The organism is Pseudobacter ginsenosidimutans (assembly GCF_007970185.1).
In the GTDB taxonomy this organism is placed as follows: domain Bacteria; phylum Bacteroidota; class Bacteroidia; order Chitinophagales; family Chitinophagaceae; genus Pseudobacter; species Pseudobacter ginsenosidimutans.
The window spans coordinates 3,311,667-3,332,816 of sequence record NZ_CP042431.1 but is presented as its reverse complement, the minus strand read 5'-3'; the positions used below and the strand labels follow the sequence as shown (position 1 = coordinate 3,332,816).

Genomic DNA, 21,150 nt, shown 5'->3' with positions numbered 1-21,150 from the left:
ATTAATAGTATCCGTATTCTTTGAGCATGAATTCATTGTCGCGCCATTTCGGACGCACTTTCACAAACAGCTCTAAGAACACTTTTCTTCCGAGAAAGGCTTCAATATCCTTCCTGGCCTGGGTTCCGAGTTGTTTGATCATCTTTCCGCCTTCGCCCAGCAGTATCACTTTCTGTGTTTCGCGCTGAACAACGATGTCGGCCACTATCTTGGTTAATGTTGTTTTGTCCTTGAATTCGGTGATGAGCACCGTAGTATGATAAGGTATCTCTTCCTTATATAAATAGAAGATCTTTTCGCGGATCATTTCCGCAACAAAGAAACGGGTGGGCAGATCGGTCATTTCCTCTCCGTCGAAGAAAGGATCGCCTTCCGGAAGATATTTCAGAATGGCCTGCGTGAGCTCATTCAGTTGCGCTCCCTTCAATGCAGAGATCCCGATCAGTTCTTTACAATATGATTTGGAACCGAAGAATGCATACACTTCCTCCAGCTTTTCCTTGCTGGTTTGGTCGGTTTTGTTGATCACCACAATGCTGGGCACTTTCAGTTTCAGCGCCTCGAAGATCTGACTGGCTTCTTCCAGGTTTTCGTTGGCGTCTACCAGCAACAACGCTACATCGGAATCCTCCATAGCGCTTTTCACCGCCATCATCATTTTTTCCTGGAGCTTGTATTTTGGATCGATGATGCCGGGAGTGTCTGATAAAATGATCTGGTAATCATCGGTAGTGATAATGCCCCGGATACGGTGACGGGTGGTCTGCACCTTGGGTGAAACAATGGCCAGCTTCTCCCCCATGAGGGCATTCATCAGCGTGCTCTTCCCGGCATTCGGCCGGCCAAATATGGTGACAAAACCTGTTTTCATAATCTGCTATGCCTGAGGGGATAGGAAAATCCCCTACCGTTTAGGCGCTGCAAAGGTAAAGAATAAAAGGGAGGGATATTTTTTTGTGGATATGATAGGAGAATTATATATTGCAACTAATAATTAGTTGCAAATAAAAGAAGGTATTTGCAATTCCAGAAAAATTATGATCTCAGCTACGTTTACCGAAAACCTATAGCAATGTCAACCATTCTGCGGCATTCCATTTCAACAAAACACTTTTTAAATGACCCAGTCATCAAAATTGCTGAACAGGTTTTTAAAGAATCCGAAAAACATTACCTGGAATGAATTATGCACAATACTTTTTCAGTTCGGTTTTCAGGAAGGAAACCGCAAAACCGGCGGCTCCCGTAGAAAATTCGTTGATGATCACAGAAACATCATCAGCCTTCACCAACCCCATCCGGGTAGTATTGTAAAGCAATACGCAATCAAACAAGTGATTGCCCGGTTAAAAGAATTAGGATATTTAAATGATGAATGATGTGTTTCAATACAAAGAATACCTTGCCTCTGTGCATTTCAACGCAGCAGATGAAGTACTGTATGGTAAGATCCTCGGCATCGATGACCTCATTTCCTTCGAAGGAACATCAGTAAAAGAACTGAAAAAAGCTTTCCACGATGCCGTTGATGATTATATCGAAACCTGCAAACAACTTGGCAAAGAACCCAACAAGACTTATAAAGGCAGCTTCAATATCCGCATCGGGACTGAGCTTCATCGTGAAGCGGCCATTTTCGCTGCCATGAACAATATCTCCCTCAATGATCTCATCAAATCCTGTGTTGAATATGCATTGACGCACAGGGAAGCACTCACCAAATCCATCCGGGACCAGCAATAAGGGATCACCGCCCTGATCAAAAAGCTACAACTATTTCTTATTATTGGGAATAAAACCAATGGGTAATGCTTAGAATGATCATTCCAGCCTTGCTGCTTACCATCAGTCAACTGAATTTTGCACAAACCAAACCAGCCAGCCTTAAAACACTTTGTGCCCTGGTAGATTCCCGCGTAGAACTTTCAAAAGAAGAAAAAGAAAAATACAATCACCAGCTGGTCTACAGGTTCGAAGAAAAGATCTACAAACTTGCGAATGTGGAAATCGGCAAAGACAGTGCAGGCATGATCCGAAGCAAAGTGCAGCAATTCTGGATCCAAAACGAAGAACATCTTACCTGTGATGCACTCAGTTTCAACGTTGCCAAGGGATCGATCATCAAATTCGCGATCAGCAGGATGTTCGATGATTTCATTGAAGATATTATCGAATGGGGTGTGGCATTGAACAAAGTTGACACCAGTGACAACAGAACAGTTCTTGATTATATTGCCGATGAACAAAGCAAATCAAAAGGAACAGCGCTTGAACCTGTGTATATCCGGTATTACAAACAATTTCGCACTGCCGGTGCTAAGCATCGTAAAGAACTGTAAATATAACCACTTATATATCTGCACTGCATCAAGTTCCTCAAAAGCAAAAAACCAGCCGGTAAACGACTGGTTCTTACTCTGTTGCGAAGGGGAGGATCGAACTCCCGACCTTCGGGTTATGAGCCCGACGAGCTACCGCTGCTCTACTTCGCGATGTATTGGATTGCAAATATAGGACCTTTATACATTCGCACCAAAATGATTTTCATTTTTTTACAAATTGTATATTCACTTCATGAAATTTCTCATTTCTTTTCTTTTCATCATGCCATTGTTTTTTGCTTGCAATAAAGGTGTAACACAGCAGCAGGACCAGTTGTACAGTCGCCATCTCCAGCGTCAGGTGACTCTAACGGTGATCAATACCCCTGTTCCGGATGATCATTCCAACCTCAACCTGCTTCTCCTTAATGATGGTCAGGATATCGATAAGCTCCGTGCAAAAGATATTACAGACAGCCTTTTCAAAGCCAAACGCATCCAGCCGCTCGTGATCGTGGCCATGCATGCCGGCAACCGTATGCAGGAATATGGCGTAGCCGGCAAACCGGATTATGAGAAAAGAGGAAACAAGGCAGACCATTATGATGCATTCATCAACAATGAGCTCTATCCTTACATAAAAAAGAAAGCAGGTGTAAGGAAATTCAAATCAGTAGCATTTGCGGGCTGCTCACTGGGAGGACTAAGCGCACTCGATATCGCTTTTACACATAATGATAAGATCGGCAAAGTGGGCGTTTTCTCAGGGTCTTTCTGGTGGCGCGACAAAGACACGAAAGACAGCACTTACAACGATGATAAGAACCGCATCATGATCGCCAGGCTCAAAACCTCACGCAAGAAGCCCGATCAGCAATACTGGTTCTGGGTGGGAGCAAAAGAAGAAAGCTCAGACCGCGATAAAGACGGCATCATCGATGCCGTGGATGATACACGGGACATCATCACACAACTGAAAAACAAAGGTGTGCCTGATAAAAACATCGTATATAAAGAAGCGCCCCAGGGGCAACACGACTGGCCCTACTGGAGCGCTGCTTTTCCGGATTTCATGATCTGGGCATTCGGCCGCTGATCACTCATTCCATTATTCGTTTAATTTCTTTTTTTCACGCTGCTGGCGCCACTGGCCTGCATACTCCTGATCACCGCTTCGCCTTTGTAATATATATCGCTGGCGCCGGAAGCTTTTGCATTCAATTCCTTGTTCACTGTGATCTGAACATCGGAAGCTCCGCTGGATTCAACATTACAAAAGTCCGTTACCAGCTCAAAGGCTTTCACATCGCTGGCTCCGCTGGCATCGATATTCACTGAGCTGGCTTTGCCGCTCAGCTTCGCATCGGAAGCACCGGAAAGCTTCGCAGTGAAGCTGCCTACATCCAGGGTTCCCCTGAAATCACTGGCGCCGCTCATCTCTATCGAAAGGTCTTTCACATTGATGGTATTGGTGGCAATCACGTCACTGGCGCCGGAGGCCACGATCCTTCTGAGCTCTTTGAAGCCGATATAAGCACGCAGCTTCATCGGCCCGCTAAAGCTGAAGCGGCTATTATCGAAAGAAATTTTCAATACGCCATCTTCCACTTCAGTTTTGATCCTGTCCCGAAACTCTTCTTTCAGCGCACTCACTGCAAGTGATTCCGTTTCATCCTGGGAGAGGAACAAATCGATACCATTGGTCACACGGATCGAATGGAAAGCTCCTACGGTTCTGGGGGATACATTGGGATCATTGATGATCACTTTCTGCGCCATCAATCCCATTGGGAGCAATGCCATGAAAAACAATATCCATCTTTTCATATTCATCGATCTGTTTGCTGCTTATTTACTGTTTCTGACGCTTCCACCGCTGCTGGTATTCACATCGCTGCGGGCTGCACTGCCTTTATATACCAGTTCTCCGCCGCTGCTGGCTTTGGCGGTAACTTCCTTATTGATGGTAAGCTTCACGCTGGCGCCACTGCTCACTTTCACGGTTGCTTTTTCTGTAATCAGCTCGTATCCGCTGAGATCGCTTCCGCTGCTGCCATCCACAGCAATCCTGCTGGCTGTTCCCGCGATCTTTACTACAGCGCCGCTCGAGCTCTCCACATCCAGTGAAGCAGCATCCACATTGCCTTTGAAAGTACCACCACTTTGAACATCCAGCTCCAGCTTATCCGATTTGATAGCACCTTCCACCTGCATCACAGCACCCGAAGATACTCCCAGTTTTTCTACTGTGGCAATACTCACATAAGCTTTCACCTGTTTTTTCAGGTATTTGAACTTGAACTTCAGTCCGGTATTCTCGAAAAAGATCCGCAGCACGCCGTCCTGAACAATTGTTTTCACACGCTGACGTGCTTCAGCGGATTCTGCGCTGATGGCTACCGCCTCATTTGCGTCCTGCGTAATGTACAACTGGATCCCGGTGGCCACGTTCACACCCTTGAAGCCTTTAATATCGCGGACCTCGGCATTGGGATCATTGAAAGTCTTCTGTCCCAATAAAACCACTGTAAAGAGCAGAGCCGCAAGGCTTAATCCTATTCTTTTCATAATAATGTTTTTTCAGGTGAAACGAGTTACACTATTATGGACGTACAGTGAAACAGGAATGTTACAATTATTTGAAAGTTTGTTCAGATTTTGATTTGCCCCACCATAGCGGGCGGAAAACGGACAATAAATTCAGTTCCCTTTCCCTGTACGGACTGCAGCTCCAATCCTATGCCATGATACTGGGCAATGCTTTTTACAATGGAAAGGCCCAGGCCATTGCCATCAATACCAGTCAGGCTGCTTTTCCTGAACCGGTTGAATACAGCCTCTCTCTCCTCTTCGGGGATACCGATCCCCGTGTCACGGATGGAAATGCTGAAGCCCTCTTCCCGGCTGTACCTGTCTGTGATGATGATACGCCCGCCTTCAATATTGTAACGGATGGCATTGGTGATGATATTATAGAACAGCTGGAAGATAAGATCAGGATTCAATGGCTGCAGACTGATGTCTTTCCTCAGTGAAACGGTCAGTTCCAGCCCTTTGTTTTCCATTCCTGCGGCCAGTTCCCCCGTGATCTCACTGATCAGCTCATGCATACTGACTGAACCTGTTTTGTTGTATTGCTCATTCTCGATCCGGGAGATCATCAGCAGTGCGTTCACTATTTTCTTCAGCCGGTTGAGGATCTTCATCATGTCCAGGATCTTCCTCTGCTCTTCTTCATTATCCGTACCCAGCATGAAGTTTTCCATTTTCGTTTGCAATACGCTGATGGGCGTCATCAGTTCATGGGAAGCATTGGAGGTGAAAGCCCTTTCCCTTTCAAAATCGCCGGTGATCCTTTGCATCAGCAACATGAGGCTTTGGTCAAGGTATTTGAAATCCGTTGTGGATGTTTGTATCGGTTGTAATGATTTGGTGAAAGGGAATTTTGCATTCACCAGTTTGGTGCGGATGATCCTGGCAAGCGGCCTGATCAGTAACCTGGTCACAGACAGGTCAAGCAGTAACGTGAGGAATACCAGTGCGGCCAGAACATACAGTGCCACCCGTTGTAAAGGCGTATTGTATTGCCGTATACTGGCAATGGTTTTACCGATCTCGAGTGTATAGTTGTGTTGATCGTATTCGAAATTGGCAATGAGCGTGCGGTACGTGAGCGTATCGCCTTCCACGATCCGTTGTGAAGTGAGGATAGTATCAGGCAGCTGCGGCTGTTGATTTCGTTCCAAAGAAATATACTCTTCCTTAAGCATGGTATAGCTGCCATAAGTGGAGTCACCTTCGAGATAGTAATCGATCCCATTCTTTTCGATCACTGCAAACACTTTCCGCTCCTGTTGCTTCAACCGGTTATTGGCATATTCAAAGGCTACCTTATCTGCCAGCACTGGCAATAACCACACAAACAGCAGCACAATGGCCAGTTTGGAGATGGTGGTGAACAACGTGAGTTTGGTAAGCAGCTTCATGTATGGATCAGAGTTTGATCTTATAGCCTACTCCACGAATTGTCTGCAACCATTCCACAGGAGCAAAGGCAGTCATTTTCTTGCGGATATTCTTTATATGAACATCGATATAATTGCTATCGTAATCATCATCTGTAAAACTTCCCCAGATATGTTCCCCCAATTGAAGACGGGTAAGGGGACGGTTCTTATGCAATACAAGATAACTGAGCAGATCGAATTCTTTTTTGGACAACCCCACATCCTGGCCATCAAAACTGGCCATACGCGTAACCAGGTTGATGTTGAAATCGCCCAGTTCAACAGTGGTATCCTTTAATCCGGACTTACGCCTGGAAATAGCCTGCATGCGCGATTGCAGCTCCAATAATGAAAAAGGTTTGGGAAGATAATCGTCTGCACCGAGATCGAGACCTTTAATGCGATCTTCCAATTGTCCCCTGGCAGTGAGAATGATATACGAAGCATCCGGACAAACTCTTTTTGCTTCTTCCAGCACCAGTAGTCCATCTTTATCAGGCAGTCCGAGATCCAGCAGAATGAAATCATATCCGTTTTGTTCCATTTGTTCCCTTGCCTGCCTTGCATTGAAAGCAAGATCGCAGATATAGGATGACCGCTTCAGGAAATCCTCCATTTCCAGGGCCATGGATCTTTCGTCTTCAACTATCAGTACTTTCATAAGCTTAGAACTGGTAATAAAAACTGGCGGTGAAAAATGTATTCAGTTTTCCCGGATCCGTTTCCACTTTTTGCCCGAGCAAAGAGAACAGGCAGCTCAGTTCAAACAGGCAATGCGGCCGGTAATATGCTACAGGTAATTTAAGATTATAGGAGAGAAGATCAAAACTGGAAGAAGATTTCATAATGGTTGTTGGAGGATTGTCCGGCCTGTTGGGATTGCCGGGAATCGGCAGATCAACGGGCAATCTTTCGAAAACTTTACCAAGGATACTGTCGCGCGTTTTTTTGTCTTCCTGGTAATACTCATAGAATCTTTGAGTGCCCGCAGTCACATTGATCTCCGGCGTGAACAGGATCATGGAATTTGAATCGATATCGATGAGCCTGATCTGTTTGCTGATGGCAGGTGTAACAAATATGTCGTTTGTTTTCCCGAAAGTAAAATCGAAAGCAGCGGCGGCAGTGATCCATTTTTCCAGAGTGAGGGTGGCGCTGGCGTTATGTGGATTGGCTGCCTGAAGAAAGGGCGATAGTTTCGGAAAGAACGTATAAGTATAACCGATATCGGCTTCGAGACTTTTAGATATATTGAAAGTAAAACCAGCCCCTGCTGCATAAGCAGAAGCCAGTCTTGAAGAATCTTTCAGCAACCGGTAGGCCATACTGTTCACATAAAACCCGAGCGATGATTATAAGATGCCACCAGGGCAACATAAGGCGTTTTTTCAATGGCCTTCTGCCCGTAATAGCTGGCGTTGGTGGCATACTGCGCACCGATCGTGAACGTAGATTTTTCCGGCGGGGTACTGTCTGTGGCGGCCGCTTCCTGCTCCGTTTGTGCAAGCCCTGCAATGCCAGACAGCACCAGTATCGTAATGATCATTAAGTGTTTCATGGTTGATGCAGATGGTAAGGTCAAAGCTTTATTTTACGAATAACTTTCGGTGTTTTTATCACAGGCACTTTCACCGGTAATTTGGGAGCCTGCACGGCAACCGGCCTGGGTTGCTTTTTCGATTTCGGAACTTCTTTGATCGTCTTGACTACTTCTCCTGCCTTCGATGATGATTTGGGCAATTCCTTAGCCGGTTGCACAGGCATTACAGGTTCCCCTTCCTGCTTTGCAGGTTCTTCTTTCTTTTGCGGATCGGCCGGCTTTTTGGCCGGGATGGTGTCAGAGTAAAGAACATGCCAGTTGAATTGTGGCCGGGTCAAAAAGTGAGGCAGTGGTTTAACCACACTGCCCCGGCTCTCATGGGTACAGATCATGAGTATCATCAAAACTCCTGTATAACAGAACTGTTTCATTTCAATGTTGAGGGGTCACTTACTTTTAATGGAGACCAACACGTGTGCTGCCATTTACTTTTACGGCTGCCTTTGCGGATTTGGTTTTCACCGGTTTCACTTTCACCTTCGCAGCAGCAGAAGTAGTGGCGCCTGTGTTCACTTTTACTGTTTTGTCCTGAGCGGCGTGTACCGCAGCTTTCACATCTGCGCCTGATCCGGACACCAGTTTCACCTGTTGTCCTTTATTGGCTTCAGCAGTTTTTTCGATGGCTTTTACTTCTGCGGTTGTAACACTCGTAGCTGCTGCAGAAACTTCATTACCTTTTTCAGCGCCTTCTTTCACAACTTCCTTTGTTTCTTTAACGGTAGCTTTCACTTCTTTATTGGCTTGCTTTTCCGCTTTGGTCGCTGATTTTTCCACTTTTGCAGCTGTTCTTTCTGCGCTTGCTTCTGTTTTTACAACCGCTTTCGTTTCCATTTTCGCCGCTGTTTTCTGGTGGCCATCCTGCACGGAGTTGTTCACTTTCACGGAACCATCTGATTTCACTTTTGCTTCCTGTGCCATTGCTGTGCCGGAAACCAGCGCCATTGCAATAATAATCAATCCTGTTTTCATACAATTTGTTTTTAGTGTAGCAGATTGTTTACCATACAAACCTATTCCGGCAAGATGAAGGGAAAATGAAAAATGGGCTATGAAACTGATCTTTTGCATGTATCTTTACGCCCTCTTTGGCCAAAGAGACATTTCAGATTCCCCGGGGTGCTGCCTGTATAACAACTGGCGGCTGAGATAATACCCGTTGAACCTGGTCAGGGTAATGCCTGCGCAGGGAAGGTAGCTCGAGTCTATTTAACTTCTACTTTTCGCTCCCGCAGCATTTTCTCTCAAATCAATTTTATCACGGGAAACCAGTTCCCACCATTAAAATGTAATGGACATGCAAAAATTGTTTTTGGGGATATGCTATTTATTATGTTCCCAATGGTTGACCGCCCAGCAAATTTCGGGTAAGGTCACCGACCTCAACTCAGGAGCCGCCGTAGCATCGGCTACTGTTGAATTAAGCAATATCGCCACTACCACCACCAACGCATCCGGCGATTTCATTTTCAGGAAGATCAGATCAGGAGATTATCGCATCCGCATTTCCAGTATCGGTTACAAAGCAGTAGATACCACTGTTGCAGCCGGTTCCAACCTGGAATTCAAACTGCAAAGACTCAATCTTTTCATGCAGCCCGTGGAAGTGAGAGCCATTCAGGCCGGCGACAAATCGCCTTTCACCAAAACCAATCTTAGTAAAAAAGAGATCGAAAAACTGAATCTCGGACAGGATATCCCCTTCGTGCTGAACCAAACACCTTCAGCAGTGGTGAGCTCCGATGCAGGCACTGGCATCGGTTATACAGGTATCCGCATCCGGGGTACAGACGCCACGCGTATCAATGTTACCCTCAATGGTATCCCCTACAACGATGCCGAATCACAGGGAACATTTTTGTGAACCTCCCGGACTTCACTTCGTCCGTGAACAATATCCAGGTACAGCGAGGCGTGGGAACGTCCAGCAATGGAGGCACCGCATTCGGCGCCACCATCAACCTCAGCACCAATGAAGTGAATACGCAGGCTTACGGAGAACTGAACAACAGCGCCGGCTCTTTCAATACCTGGAAGCATACGGTAAAAGCCGGAACCGGACTGATCAACAATCACTGGACTGTAGATGCGCGTCTCTCCAAAGTAAGCAGTGATGGTTACGTAGAACGCGCCAGCAGCGATTTGCGTGCATTCTATATTTCCGGCGCCTATATCGCAGAGAAAACATCCGTAAGGCTCAATGTATTTTCAGGAAAAGAAAAAACCTACCAGAGCTGGTACGGTGTTTCAGATGAAGACCTGAAAACGAACCGCCGCATCAATTATGCAGGCATGGAAAAACCCGGAGCACCTTATGATAACCAGACCGACAATTTCCAGCAGGACCATTATCAGCTCTTCATCAATCACCAGTTCAATCCCAGGCTCACCGTTAATACCGCTGTGTTCCTCACAAAAGGCGCCGGTTATTATGAAGAATACAAAGCAGAACAAGCATTCAAGGAATACAAAATGCCGGACTTTGTTTCGGGAGGCGAAACCTTCGAAACCACCGATCTCATCCGCCAGCTGCACCTGAAGAATGATTTCTACGGCCAGATCTTCTCCGTTCAATACAAAACCGAAAAAGACCAGCTCACTGTTGGCGGCGGCTGGAACCGCTTCGACAACCATCATTTCGGACAAGTGATGTGGGCCGGAATGGGCATTCCCTACAAACACCGCTGGTATGATCTCACTGCATACAAAACTGACGTGAATGGTTATGCGAAATATTCACGCAAACTCAGCACAGCTTTCGAAGCCTTCGCCGATATCCAGTACCGCCGCGTATTGTACCAGATGAACGGTTATCGCAAAACTCCTGATGCCGTTGTGCGTGAGACTTACAATTTCGTTAATCCCAAGGCAGGCATCACCTATACAAAAGATGATTACTTCTCTTACCTCAGCTACTCCATGGGCAGCAAAGAACCCAATCGCAATGATTTTGAAGCGAACCTGGGACAGGACCTCAAACCTGAAAAGCTCCATGATCTCGAACTGGGATTTGAAAAGAGGAACAATAAACTCTCCTACGGCGCTACTTTGTATTATATGCTGTACAAGGACCAGCTGGTGCTCACCGGCAATATCAATGATGTAGGCGAGTACCTTCGCGCCAATGTGCCGGACAGCTATCGCATGGGCATCGAGCTGCAGGCAAGGAACCGCTTCACCCAATGGTTACAGGCCAGCGCCAATCTTACGCTTAGCAATAATAAGATCAGGAATTATGGCGATGAGAAGAAGACCACAGATATCGCCTTCTCTCCGAATGTAGTTGGTGGAGCCGTGATCACCTTCCTTCCGTTGAAAGACCTGGAGATCAGTCTGCCCGCCAAATATGTAGGCCGTCAGTATCTCACCAACAACTCCCGCAAGGAAAACAGCCTGGAAGAATTCTATGTGCAGGATGCGAAAGTGGCTTACACCCTGCGAAAGCTGTTGTTCAAAGAAACAACGATAGCATTCCAGGTGAACAACGTGTTTGACAGGATGTATACCCCCAATGGTTATACGTACAGTATGGATGATGGAGCAGGAGGATTAGCAGTAGTGAATAACTACTTCCCTATGGCAGGAACCAATTTCCTGGTAGCACTGCAGATCAAATTGTAGAAACATCCGGAAGAACCATAGATCAATGAATGAGGCCGCAACACCCTGACGGCCTCATTTTTTTTTGGAACAGACCTGACCAAAACAAAATGGCCAACCTGTATCAGGCTGGCCATTTCGATATCGATAAGAAGCTTCTTAGCTGTACAGTTCCTGCCAGCGCATCATGCCTCCGGCGAGATTGTTCACATTGGTAAAGCCCAGTGTTTCCAGCAGCATTGCGGCTTGTCCGCTCCTGTTGCCACTGCGGCAATACACGATCACTTCGGCATCTTTCAGGTTGTCGATGGCATCGGTTTCAAAATTCCTGATCTGTCCTAACGGCAACAGCTGACCGCCGATATTGAATTCAGCATGCTCATTGGGTTCGCGTACGTCAACGAGATTCACTTTTTCACCAGCATCGAGACGTGCCTTTAATTCTTCTGCAGTGATGATTTGCATTATTTCAGTTTTTATCTGTTTGTTAGTAATTGCGCTCCTCTGTAGGACCTCCCTGCGTTGCGCTGGAATCTGCTGCAGGTCGTTCAGGTTTGGTAGTACCGAGCCAGAGGTCAATTACCTGGCCCTGGCGTATCCGGTTGATCTGTCTGTCTGGCCCGATGCGTTCGGGGATCTGGCGGTAAATATACGCATTCCCTGTATCCCGTACTGCGGGGTCCAGCACTGGCATTCCGGGCGTGAGGCCAATGGATTCCAGCAATACCCTGGCTTCGGAGTAAGTCATGCCGAAGAGATCAGGCACTGCAAATTCATCCGTACCCAGTCCGCTTCCCAGCACCAGTGAGATGCTGCTGCCCTGTGGCAGTTTGGTGCCGGCTTTGATCCGTTGTCCGTTATAATGTTGCTCCAGAACGGAGTTCTTGGCAAAATCAGGTTTGAAGGTGGTATCGCCCAGTTTAAGATGGTATTGCTTCAGCGCAATTTCCGCGCTGCGAAGACTGAGCCCTTCCAGGTTCGGCATTTCGATATTGGGAGGCACGGCCCTGTTGATGGTAAGGTATACGGTCCGGTTCTCCTTCACAAACTCATCGGCATCGGGAAACTGGCGAAGCACGGAGAGTGCAGCGGCAGTATCGTTGTATACAGAGTCCTGTATTGCTACATCAAAGCCTTTGTCTTCAAGGATCTTCTTCGCTTCATCATAGGTTTTTCCGGTAACCGCGGGGATCACCAGCGTATCGCCGTGCTTTGTTATCCAGTTGAGGGACACTAGGAAGATGAACAAAGCCACCACTATCAGTCCGATCGCAAACAGGATATTTGCCCAGAGGGGTTTGCTGGTTATGAATTTGAACAATCGATATTGATTTTAGATGATATAAATTATGAGCTTTTTTTACGGCTCAATGCGTCTTCGATCATTTCTGTATACAATCCTTTCAAAGTCCATCCCATGGCGCGCACCTGCTGTGGTACAATGCTGGCTTCGCTTTGACCGGGAATGGTATTCACTTCCAGGAAGAAAGGAGCATCCTTTGCTTCGTTGTAAATGAAATCCATTCTCACCACACCGCGGCAATTCAGCGCGTCATAGATCTTACGGGCAGTGGAACGTACTTTATCGGCCATGACATCGCTGATCTGCGCCGGTGTTGTTTCTTCATTGAGGCCCTGGTATTTGGCTTCAAAATCGAAGAATTCGTTCTTGCTCCGAACTTCAGTAATCGGCAAAACCAGCAGCTCTTTGGTGGTCCTGATCACACCTACTGTGAATTCACGGCCCTGGATGAACTCTTCCACCAGCACCTGGTCGTCTTCCGCGAATGCTTTAAGCAAAGCCCCTGCCAGTTCTTCAGCTTTGTTCACTTTACTCATTCCGATGCTGGATCCGCCATTATTGGGCTTTACAAACACGGGAAGCGACAATTGCTGCAGCACCTCTTCAGCACTGAGCGGATGTGATTTGAAAATATGTACCGAACGGGCCACATTCACTCCGGCAAATCCGGCTACGGCCACGCTGTAACGCTTATTGAAAGTGATAGCAGAACTGGCTGTATCACAGGTATTGTAAGGAATATTCAACAGATCTAAATACCCCTGCAGCCTGCCGTCCTCTCCCGGAGTGCCGTGGATACCGATCAGGGCGGCATCGAAAAGGATCTTCTTTCCGGCGATCTGAAGGGAGAAATCACTCTTGTCTACATTTATTTTCTCACCAGCCTTGGTTTGGTGAAACCAACCATCGGGGGTCAGATCGATCCTGTATACATCATATTTTTCTGTATCCAGGTTGTTTTCGATAGTAACGGCGCTTTTGTAGGAGATAACGGATTCCGAAGAATAACCGCCTGTAACGAAGGCAATAGCAGGTTTCATTAGATTGTTTGTGTCTGAATTTTAAGCAAATAAACGAAAAAAAATAAGAAAGGTGAAGGACGTTATCCCTTCACCTTCATAGCGGGAAATATCACCCGCCTTTAATAAAGTAGCACATGGCTACAATCACTATTTGTGTACTCGTAAGTTACAACTCCGGAGAGGCCCTTTCCAAATTTACAGGGTGTTAATTTGGCATGGAGCGGCTTTTATACGTGCAGCTTCTCTTTTTTGGCCATCAGTTCCTCTACCGTTTCCTGGTACATTTCATCAGGCACACAGCAGTCTACAGGGCAAACCGCTGCGCACTGGGGCTCTTCATGAAAGCCCTGGCACTCAGTACATTTATTGGGAACGATATAATATGTATCCACACTGATGGGAGCATTGCGCTGATCTGCATCCATCACAGTGCCATCCAGCAGGGTAAAGGGCCCTTTGATGGAGGTTCCGTCTGTGATAGCCCATTCCACACCGCCTTCATAAATGGCATTATTAGGACATTCAGGTTCGCAGGCTCCGCAATTAATACATTCTTCAGTTATTTTGATTGCCATATACTCATCAATTTTAATGGGTTGAATCCTATTTTTGCACCACAAATATAAGTTGTAATGAATTTACAAAATAGGCTTGATTTATTGGAAAGATTGGGACAGTATATTTCAGCAGACGGAGAACCCTGGCAAACCGCTGTGGAACGGGCTTCCAGGGAAAATGCCTGGTTTACGCCTGAATTCATTCAGCTTGCCGCCAACCGCATCGCCACCCATTTCCTGGCAAAAGATAAGCTTTCCGCCTGGGCCACCCAATACAAAATACCCGCAGAAAACCCTCATCCCAAAAATGTGGGCATCATTATGGCCGGCAATATTCCGCTGGTAGGATTCCATGATTTCCTCTGCGTATTCATCAGCGGTCACCGCCAAACCATCAAACTCTCGTCCAGAGATGAAACCCTGCTCAAACACCTGGTGGAGCAATTGTATGAATGGGATGCACAAACGAAGGAACTGATCAGGTTTGAGACCATGCTCAAGGGATGCGATGCCTATATTGCCACCGGCAGCAACAATTCTGCCCGCTACTTCGATTATTATTTCAAGAAATACCCGCATATCATCCGCCGCAACCGCACGTCCGTTGCCATTCTCGACGGAAATGAATCAGAAGCGGATCTCGGCAAACTTGCAGATGATGTGCATGAATACTTCGGAATGGGGTGCAGGAATATCACCAAGATCTATGTTCCGAAGGATTACGATTTCCTTCCACTGCTCAATGTATTCAGGAAATACAACCAGTTTGCCGAGCACAACAAGTACAAGAACAATTACGATTACCAGCTGGCCGTGCTCATCATCAACAAGCAGTACTACATGACCAACGACAGTATCATACTGCATGAGAACCCGTCTGTGTTCTCGCCTGTCAGCCAACTCAATTACGAGTTCTATACAGATCTGGCCGCAGTGGAAACATCGCTGTCCGCCAATAACGATATACAGGCAATCGCAGGCATCAACCATCTTCCCTTTGGTCAGGCTCAGCAGCCTTCGCTCACAGATTATGCAGATGGCGCAGACACACTGCAATTTTTGCTGGAGCTGTGACAAATCATGTAAATAATTGTGACAAGAATTCATAAGCCCATTCTGGCAATCATGACTTTACCCTACATTTGTATCAACGAAGTACGAAGACTTTAGTAAATTAATTGTTAAACGTGTTTTGCGGATTAACTGTCGTTATTTTTAGGCGTTAATTTGTTTGTGCTTAGGCATGTAATTTGAAACGGGTTTACTACATTTAAATTGAAATATTCCAAAATTGTCGCAATATGAAGTTGAAACAAATTGTAGCGGTTGTCATTCTCAGTGCTGCTACCACTGTTGGTACACTCTGGATGTATAATCACTTTTCAAAGAGTGGTACTTATGTTTATCAGAACAGCCAGGACAATAACGACACCGGCAAAGTGCCCTCCAATTATGCTGGGTTCAATGGTCTCGGCGAAGCTGCAGCTGTAGATTTCACAGCCGCCGCCGGTGCAGCTATTCCCGCAACAGTGCATATCAAAACAAAAGCCACGCGCCAGGTCAGCAATAACCTGCCCCGCAGTCCGTTCAGTGAACTGTTTGATATGGACCTGGACGATTTCTTCGGCGGTGGCGGCGGCCGCATGCGTTCCATCCCTCAGATGGCTTCCGGTTCCGGCGCCATCATCAGTGAAGACGGTTATATCGTAACCAACAATCACGTAGTGAGTGGTGCAGATGAGATCACCGTTACACTTAACAATAAGAAAGTATTCAAGGCAAAACTGATCGCCGCTGACCCCAGCAGTGACCTGGCCGTGATCAAGATCGACGCCAAGAACCTGCCCTTCCTCATCTATGGTAACTCCGATGATGTGAAAGTTGGGCAATGGGTGCTGGCCGTAGGTTACCCCTTAACGTTAGAGACCACTGTTACTGCCGGTATAGTGAGTGCCAAAGGCCGTACACTGGAAATCAACCGTCGCCAGAGCGATAGCCCCGTTGAGTCTTTCATCCAGACTGACGCTGCCGTTAACCCTGGTAACTCCGGTGGTCCGCTCATCACCACTGACGGCAAACTGATCGGTATCAACTCAGCTATTGCATCGCCCACAGGCGCCTATGCTGGTTATTCTTTCACTATTCCTGTGAACATCGTGAAGAAGATTGTTTCTGACCTGATGAAACATGGTACAGTGCAAAGAGCATACCTTGGTATACAATATGCGCCGGAAGGAGTTCCCGATGAGGAAAAAAGCAGAGCTGGCATTAAAGACGAGAATGGTATTTATGTAGCTGAAGTGTCGCCTTCAGGAGCTGCGGAAGCCGCCGGTGTTAAAAAGGGAGACTACATTACCAAGATCAATGGAGTACCCGTTTTATCAGGTGCTGATATGGTTGGTCAGATTGCCACCTACCGCCCCGGCGATAAGATTACAATTACTTACAGGAGAGATGGAAAAGAATACACCAATAGTGCAACACTCCGCAATATTTCCGGAACTACCGATATGGTAAAGAATTCCAATCTCGATAAACTGGGAGCAGATCTGCAGACACTCGGCAAAAACGATGCAAAGGAATATGGCATCAATGGTGGCGTGGTCATCAAAGCCATCAGACCACTCGGCGTACTGAGCAAAGTGCGGATCCAGGAAGGATATGTGATCCTGAAAGCGAACAACAAAGAGGTGAAATCCGTAGAAGAGCTGAGGAAAGTGCTTGATGAAGCTACAGGGTCCGTTAAGCTGGAAGGCATGTACCCCGGATATGAAGGAATTTATCCGATCGTGATCAATCTGAACAACTAAGCAGAACTTTTCATAAACGTAATCAGATCCCTGGCAGTTTTTGCCGGGGATTTTTTTTGATTATCCCTTCCACACCCTCTATCGTATACCCGCAAAATAACCGTAAGGCGGTAGTTCAATAGCAGATGAATGCAGCTCTATTGAGTTACCGGAAATAGCATCAGTGTAGGCGCCATTCACTGCGGGAGAAGGAAATTGAACTACCAGGGAAGATGATGAACAATTCAGGATAACCAGCAGCTCGCTGTTCTGATGCGTTCTGGTGAATGCAAGCACCGCTTCGTTTTTGTCCGTTGCCGCCCACTGCGGCCTGGCGGCTGCTCCCGCGAGAATGGCAGGATGCGTTGCATGCAAACGGATGAGGGATCGAAAGAACTCGTGCAGTTCAAGTTGGTCCGTCCATTCGATCTCATCCTTATCGAAGAATTTAAGGCGCTTGTGATTGGGCAGTTCCTGGCCACTGTAAATGAGTGGCATGCCATGCCAGGTGAAGGAAAATACAGCCAGCAGCCTGGCGGCATCTCCGTACTTCTCGAACTCTGTGCCATTCCAGCTGTTCTCGTCATGATTGGAGGTGAAGAAAAGTGGCAGGGTTCCTTCAGGGAAATCTTTTTCGTATGTGCTTAGTAGTTGTACCAGGCTTCTGAGATCGGTTTCGCGGCGGAAATATTTTTCAGTGGCATGCATCCAGCGCCAGGCATAGCAGCTGTCGAATACATCCAGGTAATGGAGATCCTCCGTTTCGGCCAGCCAGAACAATGGCTTCAGGGGATCGAGGGCAGTACGCGCCTGCTGCCAGAAATCGCGCGGAACAAGATGCGCCATATCGCAACGGAAGCCATCGATATCACATTCATCGATCCAGAATTTCATGGCTTCGATCATCTTGCGGCGCATGGGCTGATCGTAATAGTTGAGATCGATCACATCATCCCAGCCATGGGTATCGTAGAACTCTCCCGCTGCATTCTTTTTATAGAATTGCGGATGCGTTTGCGTCCATACATGATCCGTTCCGGTATGATTGGCTACCCAGTCGATAATCACTTTCATGCCAAGCGAGTGTGCCTGATGAACAAGATTCCGGAAATCATCGAGGTTACCGAACTCGGGGTTTACAGAAACATAATCTGAACAGGCATAGTAGCTACCGAGTGAGCCCTTCCGGCCTGTCAGGCTGATAGGTGTGATGGGCATGAACCAAAGCATTTGCACGCCCATGTCCGCCAGACGGGGAAGATGGGAGGCGAATGCGTTGAAACTGCCTTCAGGCGTGTATTGTCGTACGTTCACTTCATAGAGGGTAGCGGACTGCATCCAGGGAACTGCAGGGAATTTTCTAGCCATATTGCGAATATAATTCATAAATATATGCCTGCCGGCACTACGCCTGTTAGTGGCGCACAGATAAGCTTTGAAAGATTCTTATTTCCTACCTTTGCCGGGATGAAAACCTTCAACGTTCCGGTCATTTACCGCAGTCCGCTTATCAGCGCTGTAAAGAACAAACGCAAGCAGCAGGATAAAATGAAGAAAGACTTCACGCCTACCCTGCTCAACTTCGGTCCTTTACAGATCTTCCTGGCGCGGCATTTCGGTTTCTGCTATGGCGTGGAAAATGCCATCGAGATTTCTTTCCGCACTATCGAAGAGAATCCCGGCAAACGCATTTTCCTCCTCAGCGAAATGATCCACAACCCGCAGGTGAATGCAGACCTGATCGAAAAGGGCGTTGAGTTTTTACAGGACACTTACGGGAAACAGCTCATCCCCTTCGAGCAGCTCACTGCTGATGATGTGGTGATCATCCCGGCCTTCGGCACTACGCTGGCCATTGAAGAAAAACTCAATCAGCTGGGCATCCCTACAGAAAAATACAATACTACCTGCCCGTTCGTGGAGAAGGTCTGGAACAGAAGCGAGCAGATCGCCAAAAAAGGCTACAGCATCGTGATCCACGGCAAACCGAAACATGAAGAAACCCGCGCCACATTTTCACACGCCGCTTACAATGCACCTGCAGTGGTGGTGAACGATATGAAGGAAGCAGAATTACTGGCCGCATTCATCACCGGCACTGCCGATCCTGATGAATTCTACACCCTGTTTGCAGGCCGCTTCTCTGAAGGTTTCGATGTAACCAAAGACCTGCAGCGTATCGGCGTGGTGAACCAAACCACACAGCTGGCCACCGATACACAGGCCATTGCCGATTACCTCAAACAAACCATCAGCAATCATTATGATCTCGATGAAAAGACTATCGGGGAACGATTTGCCGATACCCGCGATACGCTCTGCTACGCCACTAACGACAACCAGACCGCCGTTACACATATGCTCCACACTCCGGCCGATATGGCCATCGTGGTGGGCGGATACAATTCAAGCAACAGTACACACCTGGTAGAGCTCTGCGAGCTCAAACTGCCTACTTATTTCATCAACTCTGAAGAGAAACTGATCAACGGCAAGAATATCCTTCATTACAATTATCACCAGAAAGATGAGCAGTTTGTGGTGGACTATCTCCCTGCTTCTTCGCCTGCCAGGATCCTGATCACCAGCGGCGCCAGTTGCCCCGATGCACTGGTAGAAGGCGTGATCCGCAAACTGGCATCCTTCTACGGCGTTGAGAACAAAGTAGATGAGCTGTCGCAGGATTTCTGATACCCACATTAAACTTCCGGCCTGCTTTCCCCTCTAAGTACTGCACCCCACGGGGCCCGCAGAACAATATTATCTCTCATCAAAAAAGGTATACATGAAATGCCCATAAATGTAGCATCCCTTTGAATGAACATTTCAGGCATTCCATCTGACCATTAAAAACAATAAAAAATAAACAGATGAAAAAAATCATCGTATTGGCCCTTGCAGTGATTGGTGTTCAATTTGCTGCATCTGCCCAGGAAAAAAGAGACACTATCCGTTCTCATCATAAGTCTGAGGCCAGAGCCAAAATGAAGGAAGAACTGAACCTCTCCCAGGAACAAAGTGAAAAGATGAAAGCCATCAATGCAGACACCAAAGCAAAAATGCAGGCATTGCGTGACGATAAAAGCCTTAGCCAGGAAGAACGCGGCACCAGGGGAGCCGCTATCATGAAAGAAAGGAAAGAAAAGACCGATGCCATCCTCACTCCCGAGCAAAGAGAGAAAATGAAACAGTGGGGAGAAAAAGCAAAAGAGCACAGGAAAGGCGACAAAAAACATTGGAAAGACAGGAAGGATAAAGTAAAAGGCGAAAAAGCGAAAGAAAAAGAATCCAAATAGTCTGAAACCATAGCCACTTGAACGTGGACCACTTATAAAAGCGCCCTCCGGCGCTTTTTTTATTTTTGTATATTCATACTGACATAAGGCTGTCACTACCCCATCCCATCTTTGTATCAGCAAATCAATTTAAACTCTTAAAAATAATCATATGGTACGCACAGCAACCGCCCAGGTAATTACAGCCCGTCAGGTATTGGATCAATGGCAGGGACATAGACGTCTCACCCGGCGTGTAATTGCAGCATTTCCTGAAAAAGAATTGTTCGAGTTCAGCATTGGAGGCATGCGTTCCTTCGCACTGATGGCAGAAGAGATGATCAAGATGAGCGGCCCCGGCGTAAAAGGGCTTGCTACCGGCATCTGGGAAAAACTGGAATGGAGGGAACAGACCTACAAAACAAAAGATGAACTGCTCAAGGCATGGGACGATACCACCGAAACCATCGAAGAGATCTGGAACAAGATCCCACCCTATCGCTTCCAGGACAATGATCTGGCCTTCGGCGAGTATGAGGGACCGTTATATGGTACACTTTTGTATTTTATCGATAATGAAGTGCATCACCGCGGCCAGGGATATGTGTACCTGCGAGCGCTGGGCATTGAGCCACCGGCATTCTGGATGAGATAACAACTATACACAGTATAAAAGAGA

General features: G+C 46.9%; 25 protein-coding genes, 1 tRNA gene and 1 riboswitch. Of the genes, 11 read left to right on the top strand and 15 right to left on the bottom strand.

Features of this window, described 5'->3' with window-relative positions; translation table 11 throughout:
• Position 1: 1 nt before the first annotated feature.
• Positions 2–871, bottom strand: coding sequence for a GTPase Era (gene era, locus FSB84_RS13540; protein WP_127130238.1), 870 nt, complete (start codon positions 869–871; stop codon positions 2–4).
• A gap of 247 nt (positions 872–1,118) precedes the next feature.
• On the opposite strand from era, the gene FSB84_RS31695 reads away from it, so the two are divergent.
• From FSB84_RS31695 to FSB84_RS13525, 3 genes are all read left to right on the top strand, one after another.
• Complete coding sequence (locus FSB84_RS31695; protein ID WP_130544419.1) at positions 1,119–1,379, top strand: type II toxin-antitoxin system HicA family toxin; 261 nt, start codon at positions 1,119–1,121, stop codon at positions 1,377–1,379.
• Positions 1,369–1,743: a type II toxin-antitoxin system HicB family antitoxin gene (locus FSB84_RS13530; protein WP_207234355.1), complete on the top strand. Its 375-nt coding sequence runs from the start codon at positions 1,369–1,371 to the stop codon at positions 1,741–1,743. The genes FSB84_RS31695 and FSB84_RS13530 overlap by 11 nt, the downstream gene beginning before the upstream one ends.
• Before the next feature lie 65 nt (positions 1,744–1,808).
• Positions 1,809–2,339: a hypothetical protein gene (locus FSB84_RS13525; RefSeq protein ID WP_130544420.1), complete on the top strand. Its 531-nt coding sequence runs from the start codon at positions 1,809–1,811 to the stop codon at positions 2,337–2,339.
• An 81-nt stretch (positions 2,340–2,420) separates the two neighbouring features.
• Here the strand turns inward: FSB84_RS13525 and FSB84_RS13520 are convergent.
• Positions 2,421–2,492 (bottom strand) — tRNA-Met (locus tag FSB84_RS13520).
• Between the two features lie 82 nt (positions 2,493–2,574).
• Here FSB84_RS13520 and FSB84_RS13515 point away from each other — a divergent pair.
• The gene (locus FSB84_RS13515) at positions 2,575–3,417 is read left to right on the top strand and encodes an alpha/beta hydrolase (protein ID WP_130544421.1); all 843 of its coding nucleotides are present in this window, start codon (positions 2,575–2,577) and stop codon (positions 3,415–3,417) included.
• Positions 3,418–3,437: 20 nt separating this feature from the next.
• Here the strand turns inward: FSB84_RS13515 and FSB84_RS13510 are convergent, their stop codons facing one another.
• From FSB84_RS13510 to FSB84_RS13475, 8 genes are all read right to left on the bottom strand, one after another.
• Entirely contained in the window at positions 3,438–4,148 is a 711-nt protein-coding gene (locus tag FSB84_RS13510; RefSeq protein ID WP_158643893.1) for a head GIN domain-containing protein, read from the bottom strand.
• A 21-nt stretch (positions 4,149–4,169) separates the two neighbouring features.
• Positions 4,170–4,889, bottom strand: a complete 720-nt coding sequence (locus FSB84_RS13505; RefSeq protein ID WP_130544423.1) for a head GIN domain-containing protein — start codon at positions 4,887–4,889, stop codon at positions 4,170–4,172.
• Between the two features lie 83 nt (positions 4,890–4,972).
• Positions 4,973–6,307: a sensor histidine kinase gene (locus tag FSB84_RS13500; protein WP_130544424.1), complete on the bottom strand. Its 1,335-nt coding sequence runs from the start codon at positions 6,305–6,307 to the stop codon at positions 4,973–4,975.
• A gap of 7 nt (positions 6,308–6,314) precedes the next feature.
• Positions 6,315–6,989, bottom strand: coding sequence for a response regulator transcription factor (locus FSB84_RS13495; RefSeq protein WP_130544425.1), 675 nt, complete (start codon positions 6,987–6,989; stop codon positions 6,315–6,317).
• 4 nt (positions 6,990–6,993) lie between these two features.
• Positions 6,994–7,653 carry a hypothetical protein gene (locus FSB84_RS13490; RefSeq protein ID WP_147122172.1) on the bottom strand — a complete coding sequence of 220 codons (660 nt, stop codon included), beginning with the start codon at positions 7,651–7,653 and terminating at the stop codon, positions 6,994–6,996.
• Between the two features lie 5 nt (positions 7,654–7,658).
• Positions 7,659–7,886, bottom strand: a complete 228-nt coding sequence (locus FSB84_RS13485) for a hypothetical protein (protein WP_147122171.1) — start codon at positions 7,884–7,886, stop codon at positions 7,659–7,661.
• A gap of 20 nt (positions 7,887–7,906) precedes the next feature.
• Complete coding sequence (locus FSB84_RS13480) at positions 7,907–8,299, bottom strand: hypothetical protein (RefSeq protein WP_165434960.1); 393 nt, start codon at positions 8,297–8,299, stop codon at positions 7,907–7,909.
• Positions 8,300–8,324: 25 nt separating this feature from the next.
• Positions 8,325–8,897, bottom strand: coding sequence for a hypothetical protein (locus tag FSB84_RS13475; RefSeq protein ID WP_130544428.1), 573 nt, complete (start codon positions 8,895–8,897; stop codon positions 8,325–8,327).
• Between the two features lie 133 nt (positions 8,898–9,030).
• Positions 9,031–9,134: riboswitch (TPP riboswitch) on the top strand.
• An 88-nt stretch (positions 9,135–9,222) separates the two neighbouring features.
• Here FSB84_RS13475 and FSB84_RS13470 point away from each other — a divergent pair.
• Positions 9,223–9,789: a carboxypeptidase regulatory-like domain-containing protein gene (locus FSB84_RS13470; protein ID WP_158643892.1), complete on the top strand. Its 567-nt coding sequence runs from the start codon at positions 9,223–9,225 to the stop codon at positions 9,787–9,789.
• Entirely contained in the window at positions 9,786–11,546 is a 1,761-nt protein-coding gene (locus FSB84_RS13465) for a TonB-dependent receptor (protein ID WP_158643891.1), read from the top strand. Before FSB84_RS13470 ends, FSB84_RS13465 begins: the two co-directional genes overlap by 4 nt.
• Before the next feature lie 138 nt (positions 11,547–11,684).
• Here the strand turns inward: FSB84_RS13465 and FSB84_RS13460 are convergent, their stop codons facing one another.
• From FSB84_RS13460 to FSB84_RS13445, 4 genes are all read right to left on the bottom strand, one after another.
• Positions 11,685–11,990, bottom strand: coding sequence for a rhodanese-like domain-containing protein (locus tag FSB84_RS13460; protein ID WP_130544430.1), 306 nt, complete (start codon positions 11,988–11,990; stop codon positions 11,685–11,687).
• A 22-nt stretch (positions 11,991–12,012) separates the two neighbouring features.
• Positions 12,013–12,846, bottom strand: a complete 834-nt coding sequence (locus FSB84_RS13455) for a PASTA domain-containing protein (protein WP_225980064.1) — start codon at positions 12,844–12,846, stop codon at positions 12,013–12,015.
• A 26-nt stretch (positions 12,847–12,872) separates the two neighbouring features.
• Complete coding sequence (locus FSB84_RS13450; RefSeq protein ID WP_130544431.1) at positions 12,873–13,868, bottom strand: D-alanine--D-alanine ligase; 996 nt, start codon at positions 13,866–13,868, stop codon at positions 12,873–12,875.
• 209 nt (positions 13,869–14,077) lie between these two features.
• Complete coding sequence (locus FSB84_RS13445; RefSeq protein WP_127130262.1) at positions 14,078–14,425, bottom strand: 4Fe-4S dicluster domain-containing protein; 348 nt, start codon at positions 14,423–14,425, stop codon at positions 14,078–14,080.
• Positions 14,426–14,482: 57 nt separating this feature from the next.
• Between FSB84_RS13445 and FSB84_RS13440 the strand changes: the two genes are divergently transcribed.
• Both FSB84_RS13440 and FSB84_RS13435 read left to right on the top strand, forming a co-directional pair.
• A complete protein-coding gene (locus FSB84_RS13440; RefSeq protein WP_130544432.1) occupies positions 14,483–15,481 on the top strand; it encodes an acyl-CoA reductase in 999 nt (332 codons plus the stop codon).
• Positions 15,482–15,708: 227 nt separating this feature from the next.
• Positions 15,709–17,217, top strand: coding sequence for a trypsin-like peptidase domain-containing protein (locus FSB84_RS13435; protein WP_130544433.1), 1,509 nt, complete (start codon positions 15,709–15,711; stop codon positions 17,215–17,217).
• Between the two features lie 78 nt (positions 17,218–17,295).
• Here FSB84_RS13435 and FSB84_RS13430 read toward each other — a convergent pair whose 3' ends face one another.
• Positions 17,296–18,564 (bottom strand): alpha-amylase family glycosyl hydrolase, encoded by a 1,269-nt coding sequence (locus FSB84_RS13430; protein ID WP_130544434.1) that lies wholly within the window; start codon positions 18,562–18,564, stop codon positions 17,296–17,298.
• Positions 18,565–18,588: 24 nt separating this feature from the next.
• On the opposite strand from FSB84_RS13430, the gene FSB84_RS13425 reads away from it, so the two are divergent.
• The 3 genes from FSB84_RS13425 (at position 18,589) to FSB84_RS13415 (ending at position 21,126) form a co-directional block, all read left to right on the top strand.
• Positions 18,589–19,887 carry a 4-hydroxy-3-methylbut-2-enyl diphosphate reductase gene (locus tag FSB84_RS13425; protein WP_225980063.1) on the top strand — a complete coding sequence of 433 codons (1,299 nt, stop codon included), beginning with the start codon at positions 18,589–18,591 and terminating at the stop codon, positions 19,885–19,887.
• 179 nt (positions 19,888–20,066) lie between these two features.
• Positions 20,067–20,492, top strand: a complete 426-nt coding sequence (locus FSB84_RS13420; protein ID WP_130544435.1) for a hypothetical protein — start codon at positions 20,067–20,069, stop codon at positions 20,490–20,492.
• Between the two features lie 151 nt (positions 20,493–20,643).
• Positions 20,644–21,126: a DinB family protein gene (locus FSB84_RS13415; RefSeq protein WP_130544436.1), complete on the top strand. Its 483-nt coding sequence runs from the start codon at positions 20,644–20,646 to the stop codon at positions 21,124–21,126.
• Positions 21,127–21,150: the final 24 nt, after the last annotated feature.

What these genes read in the sequence shown, in the direction of transcription:
- FSB84_RS13460 (WP_130544430.1), bottom strand. Translation starts at nt 11,990, where the DNA reads ATGCAAATCATCACTGCAGAAGAATTAAAGGCACGTCTCGATGCTGGT.
- FSB84_RS31695 (WP_130544419.1), top strand. Translation starts at nt 1,119, where the DNA reads ATGACCCAGTCATCAAAATTGCTGAACAGGTTTTTAAAGAATCCGAAA.
- FSB84_RS13445 (WP_127130262.1), bottom strand. Translation starts at nt 14,425, where the DNA reads ATGGCAATCAAAATAACTGAAGAATGTATTAATTGCGGAGCCTGCGAA.
- FSB84_RS13435 (WP_130544433.1), top strand. Translation starts at nt 15,709, where the DNA reads ATGAAGTTGAAACAAATTGTAGCGGTTGTCATTCTCAGTGCTGCTACC.
- FSB84_RS13525 (WP_130544420.1), top strand. Translation starts at nt 1,809, where the DNA reads ATGCTTAGAATGATCATTCCAGCCTTGCTGCTTACCATCAGTCAACTG.
- FSB84_RS13420 (WP_130544435.1), top strand. Translation starts at nt 20,067, where the DNA reads ATGAAAAAAATCATCGTATTGGCCCTTGCAGTGATTGGTGTTCAATTT.
- FSB84_RS13490 (WP_147122172.1), bottom strand. Translation starts at nt 7,653, where the DNA reads ATGGCCTACCGGTTGCTGAAAGATTCTTCAAGACTGGCTTCTGCTTAT.
- FSB84_RS13430 (WP_130544434.1), bottom strand. Translation starts at nt 18,564, where the DNA reads ATGGCTAGAAAATTCCCTGCAGTTCCCTGGATGCAGTCCGCTACCCTC.
- FSB84_RS13450 (WP_130544431.1), bottom strand. Translation starts at nt 13,868, where the DNA reads ATGAAACCTGCTATTGCCTTCGTTACAGGCGGTTATTCTTCGGAATCC.
- FSB84_RS13515 (WP_130544421.1), top strand. Translation starts at nt 2,575, where the DNA reads ATGAAATTTCTCATTTCTTTTCTTTTCATCATGCCATTGTTTTTTGCT.
- FSB84_RS13475 (WP_130544428.1), bottom strand. Translation starts at nt 8,897, where the DNA reads ATGAAAACAGGATTGATTATTATTGCAATGGCGCTGGTTTCCGGCACA.
- FSB84_RS13415 (WP_130544436.1), top strand. Translation starts at nt 20,644, where the DNA reads ATGGTACGCACAGCAACCGCCCAGGTAATTACAGCCCGTCAGGTATTG.
- FSB84_RS13440 (WP_130544432.1), top strand. Translation starts at nt 14,483, where the DNA reads ATGAATTTACAAAATAGGCTTGATTTATTGGAAAGATTGGGACAGTAT.
- FSB84_RS13495 (WP_130544425.1), bottom strand. Translation starts at nt 6,989, where the DNA reads ATGAAAGTACTGATAGTTGAAGACGAAAGATCCATGGCCCTGGAAATG.
- FSB84_RS13480 (WP_165434960.1), bottom strand. Translation starts at nt 8,299, where the DNA reads ATGAAACAGTTCTGTTATACAGGAGTTTTGATGATACTCATGATCTGT.
- era (WP_127130238.1), bottom strand. Translation starts at nt 871, where the DNA reads ATGAAAACAGGTTTTGTCACCATATTTGGCCGGCCGAATGCCGGGAAG.
- FSB84_RS13470 (WP_158643892.1), top strand. Translation starts at nt 9,223, where the DNA reads ATGCAAAAATTGTTTTTGGGGATATGCTATTTATTATGTTCCCAATGG.
- FSB84_RS13505 (WP_130544423.1), bottom strand. Translation starts at nt 4,889, where the DNA reads ATGAAAAGAATAGGATTAAGCCTTGCGGCTCTGCTCTTTACAGTGGTT.
- FSB84_RS13485 (WP_147122171.1), bottom strand. Translation starts at nt 7,886, where the DNA reads ATGAAACACTTAATGATCATTACGATACTGGTGCTGTCTGGCATTGCA.
- FSB84_RS13425 (WP_225980063.1), top strand. Translation starts at nt 18,589, where the DNA reads ATGCCTGCCGGCACTACGCCTGTTAGTGGCGCACAGATAAGCTTTGAA.
- FSB84_RS13500 (WP_130544424.1), bottom strand. Translation starts at nt 6,307, where the DNA reads ATGAAGCTGCTTACCAAACTCACGTTGTTCACCACCATCTCCAAACTG.
- FSB84_RS13510 (WP_158643893.1), bottom strand. Translation starts at nt 4,148, where the DNA reads ATGAAAAGATGGATATTGTTTTTCATGGCATTGCTCCCAATGGGATTG.
- FSB84_RS13530 (WP_207234355.1), top strand. Translation starts at nt 1,369, where the DNA reads ATGATGAATGATGTGTTTCAATACAAAGAATACCTTGCCTCTGTGCAT.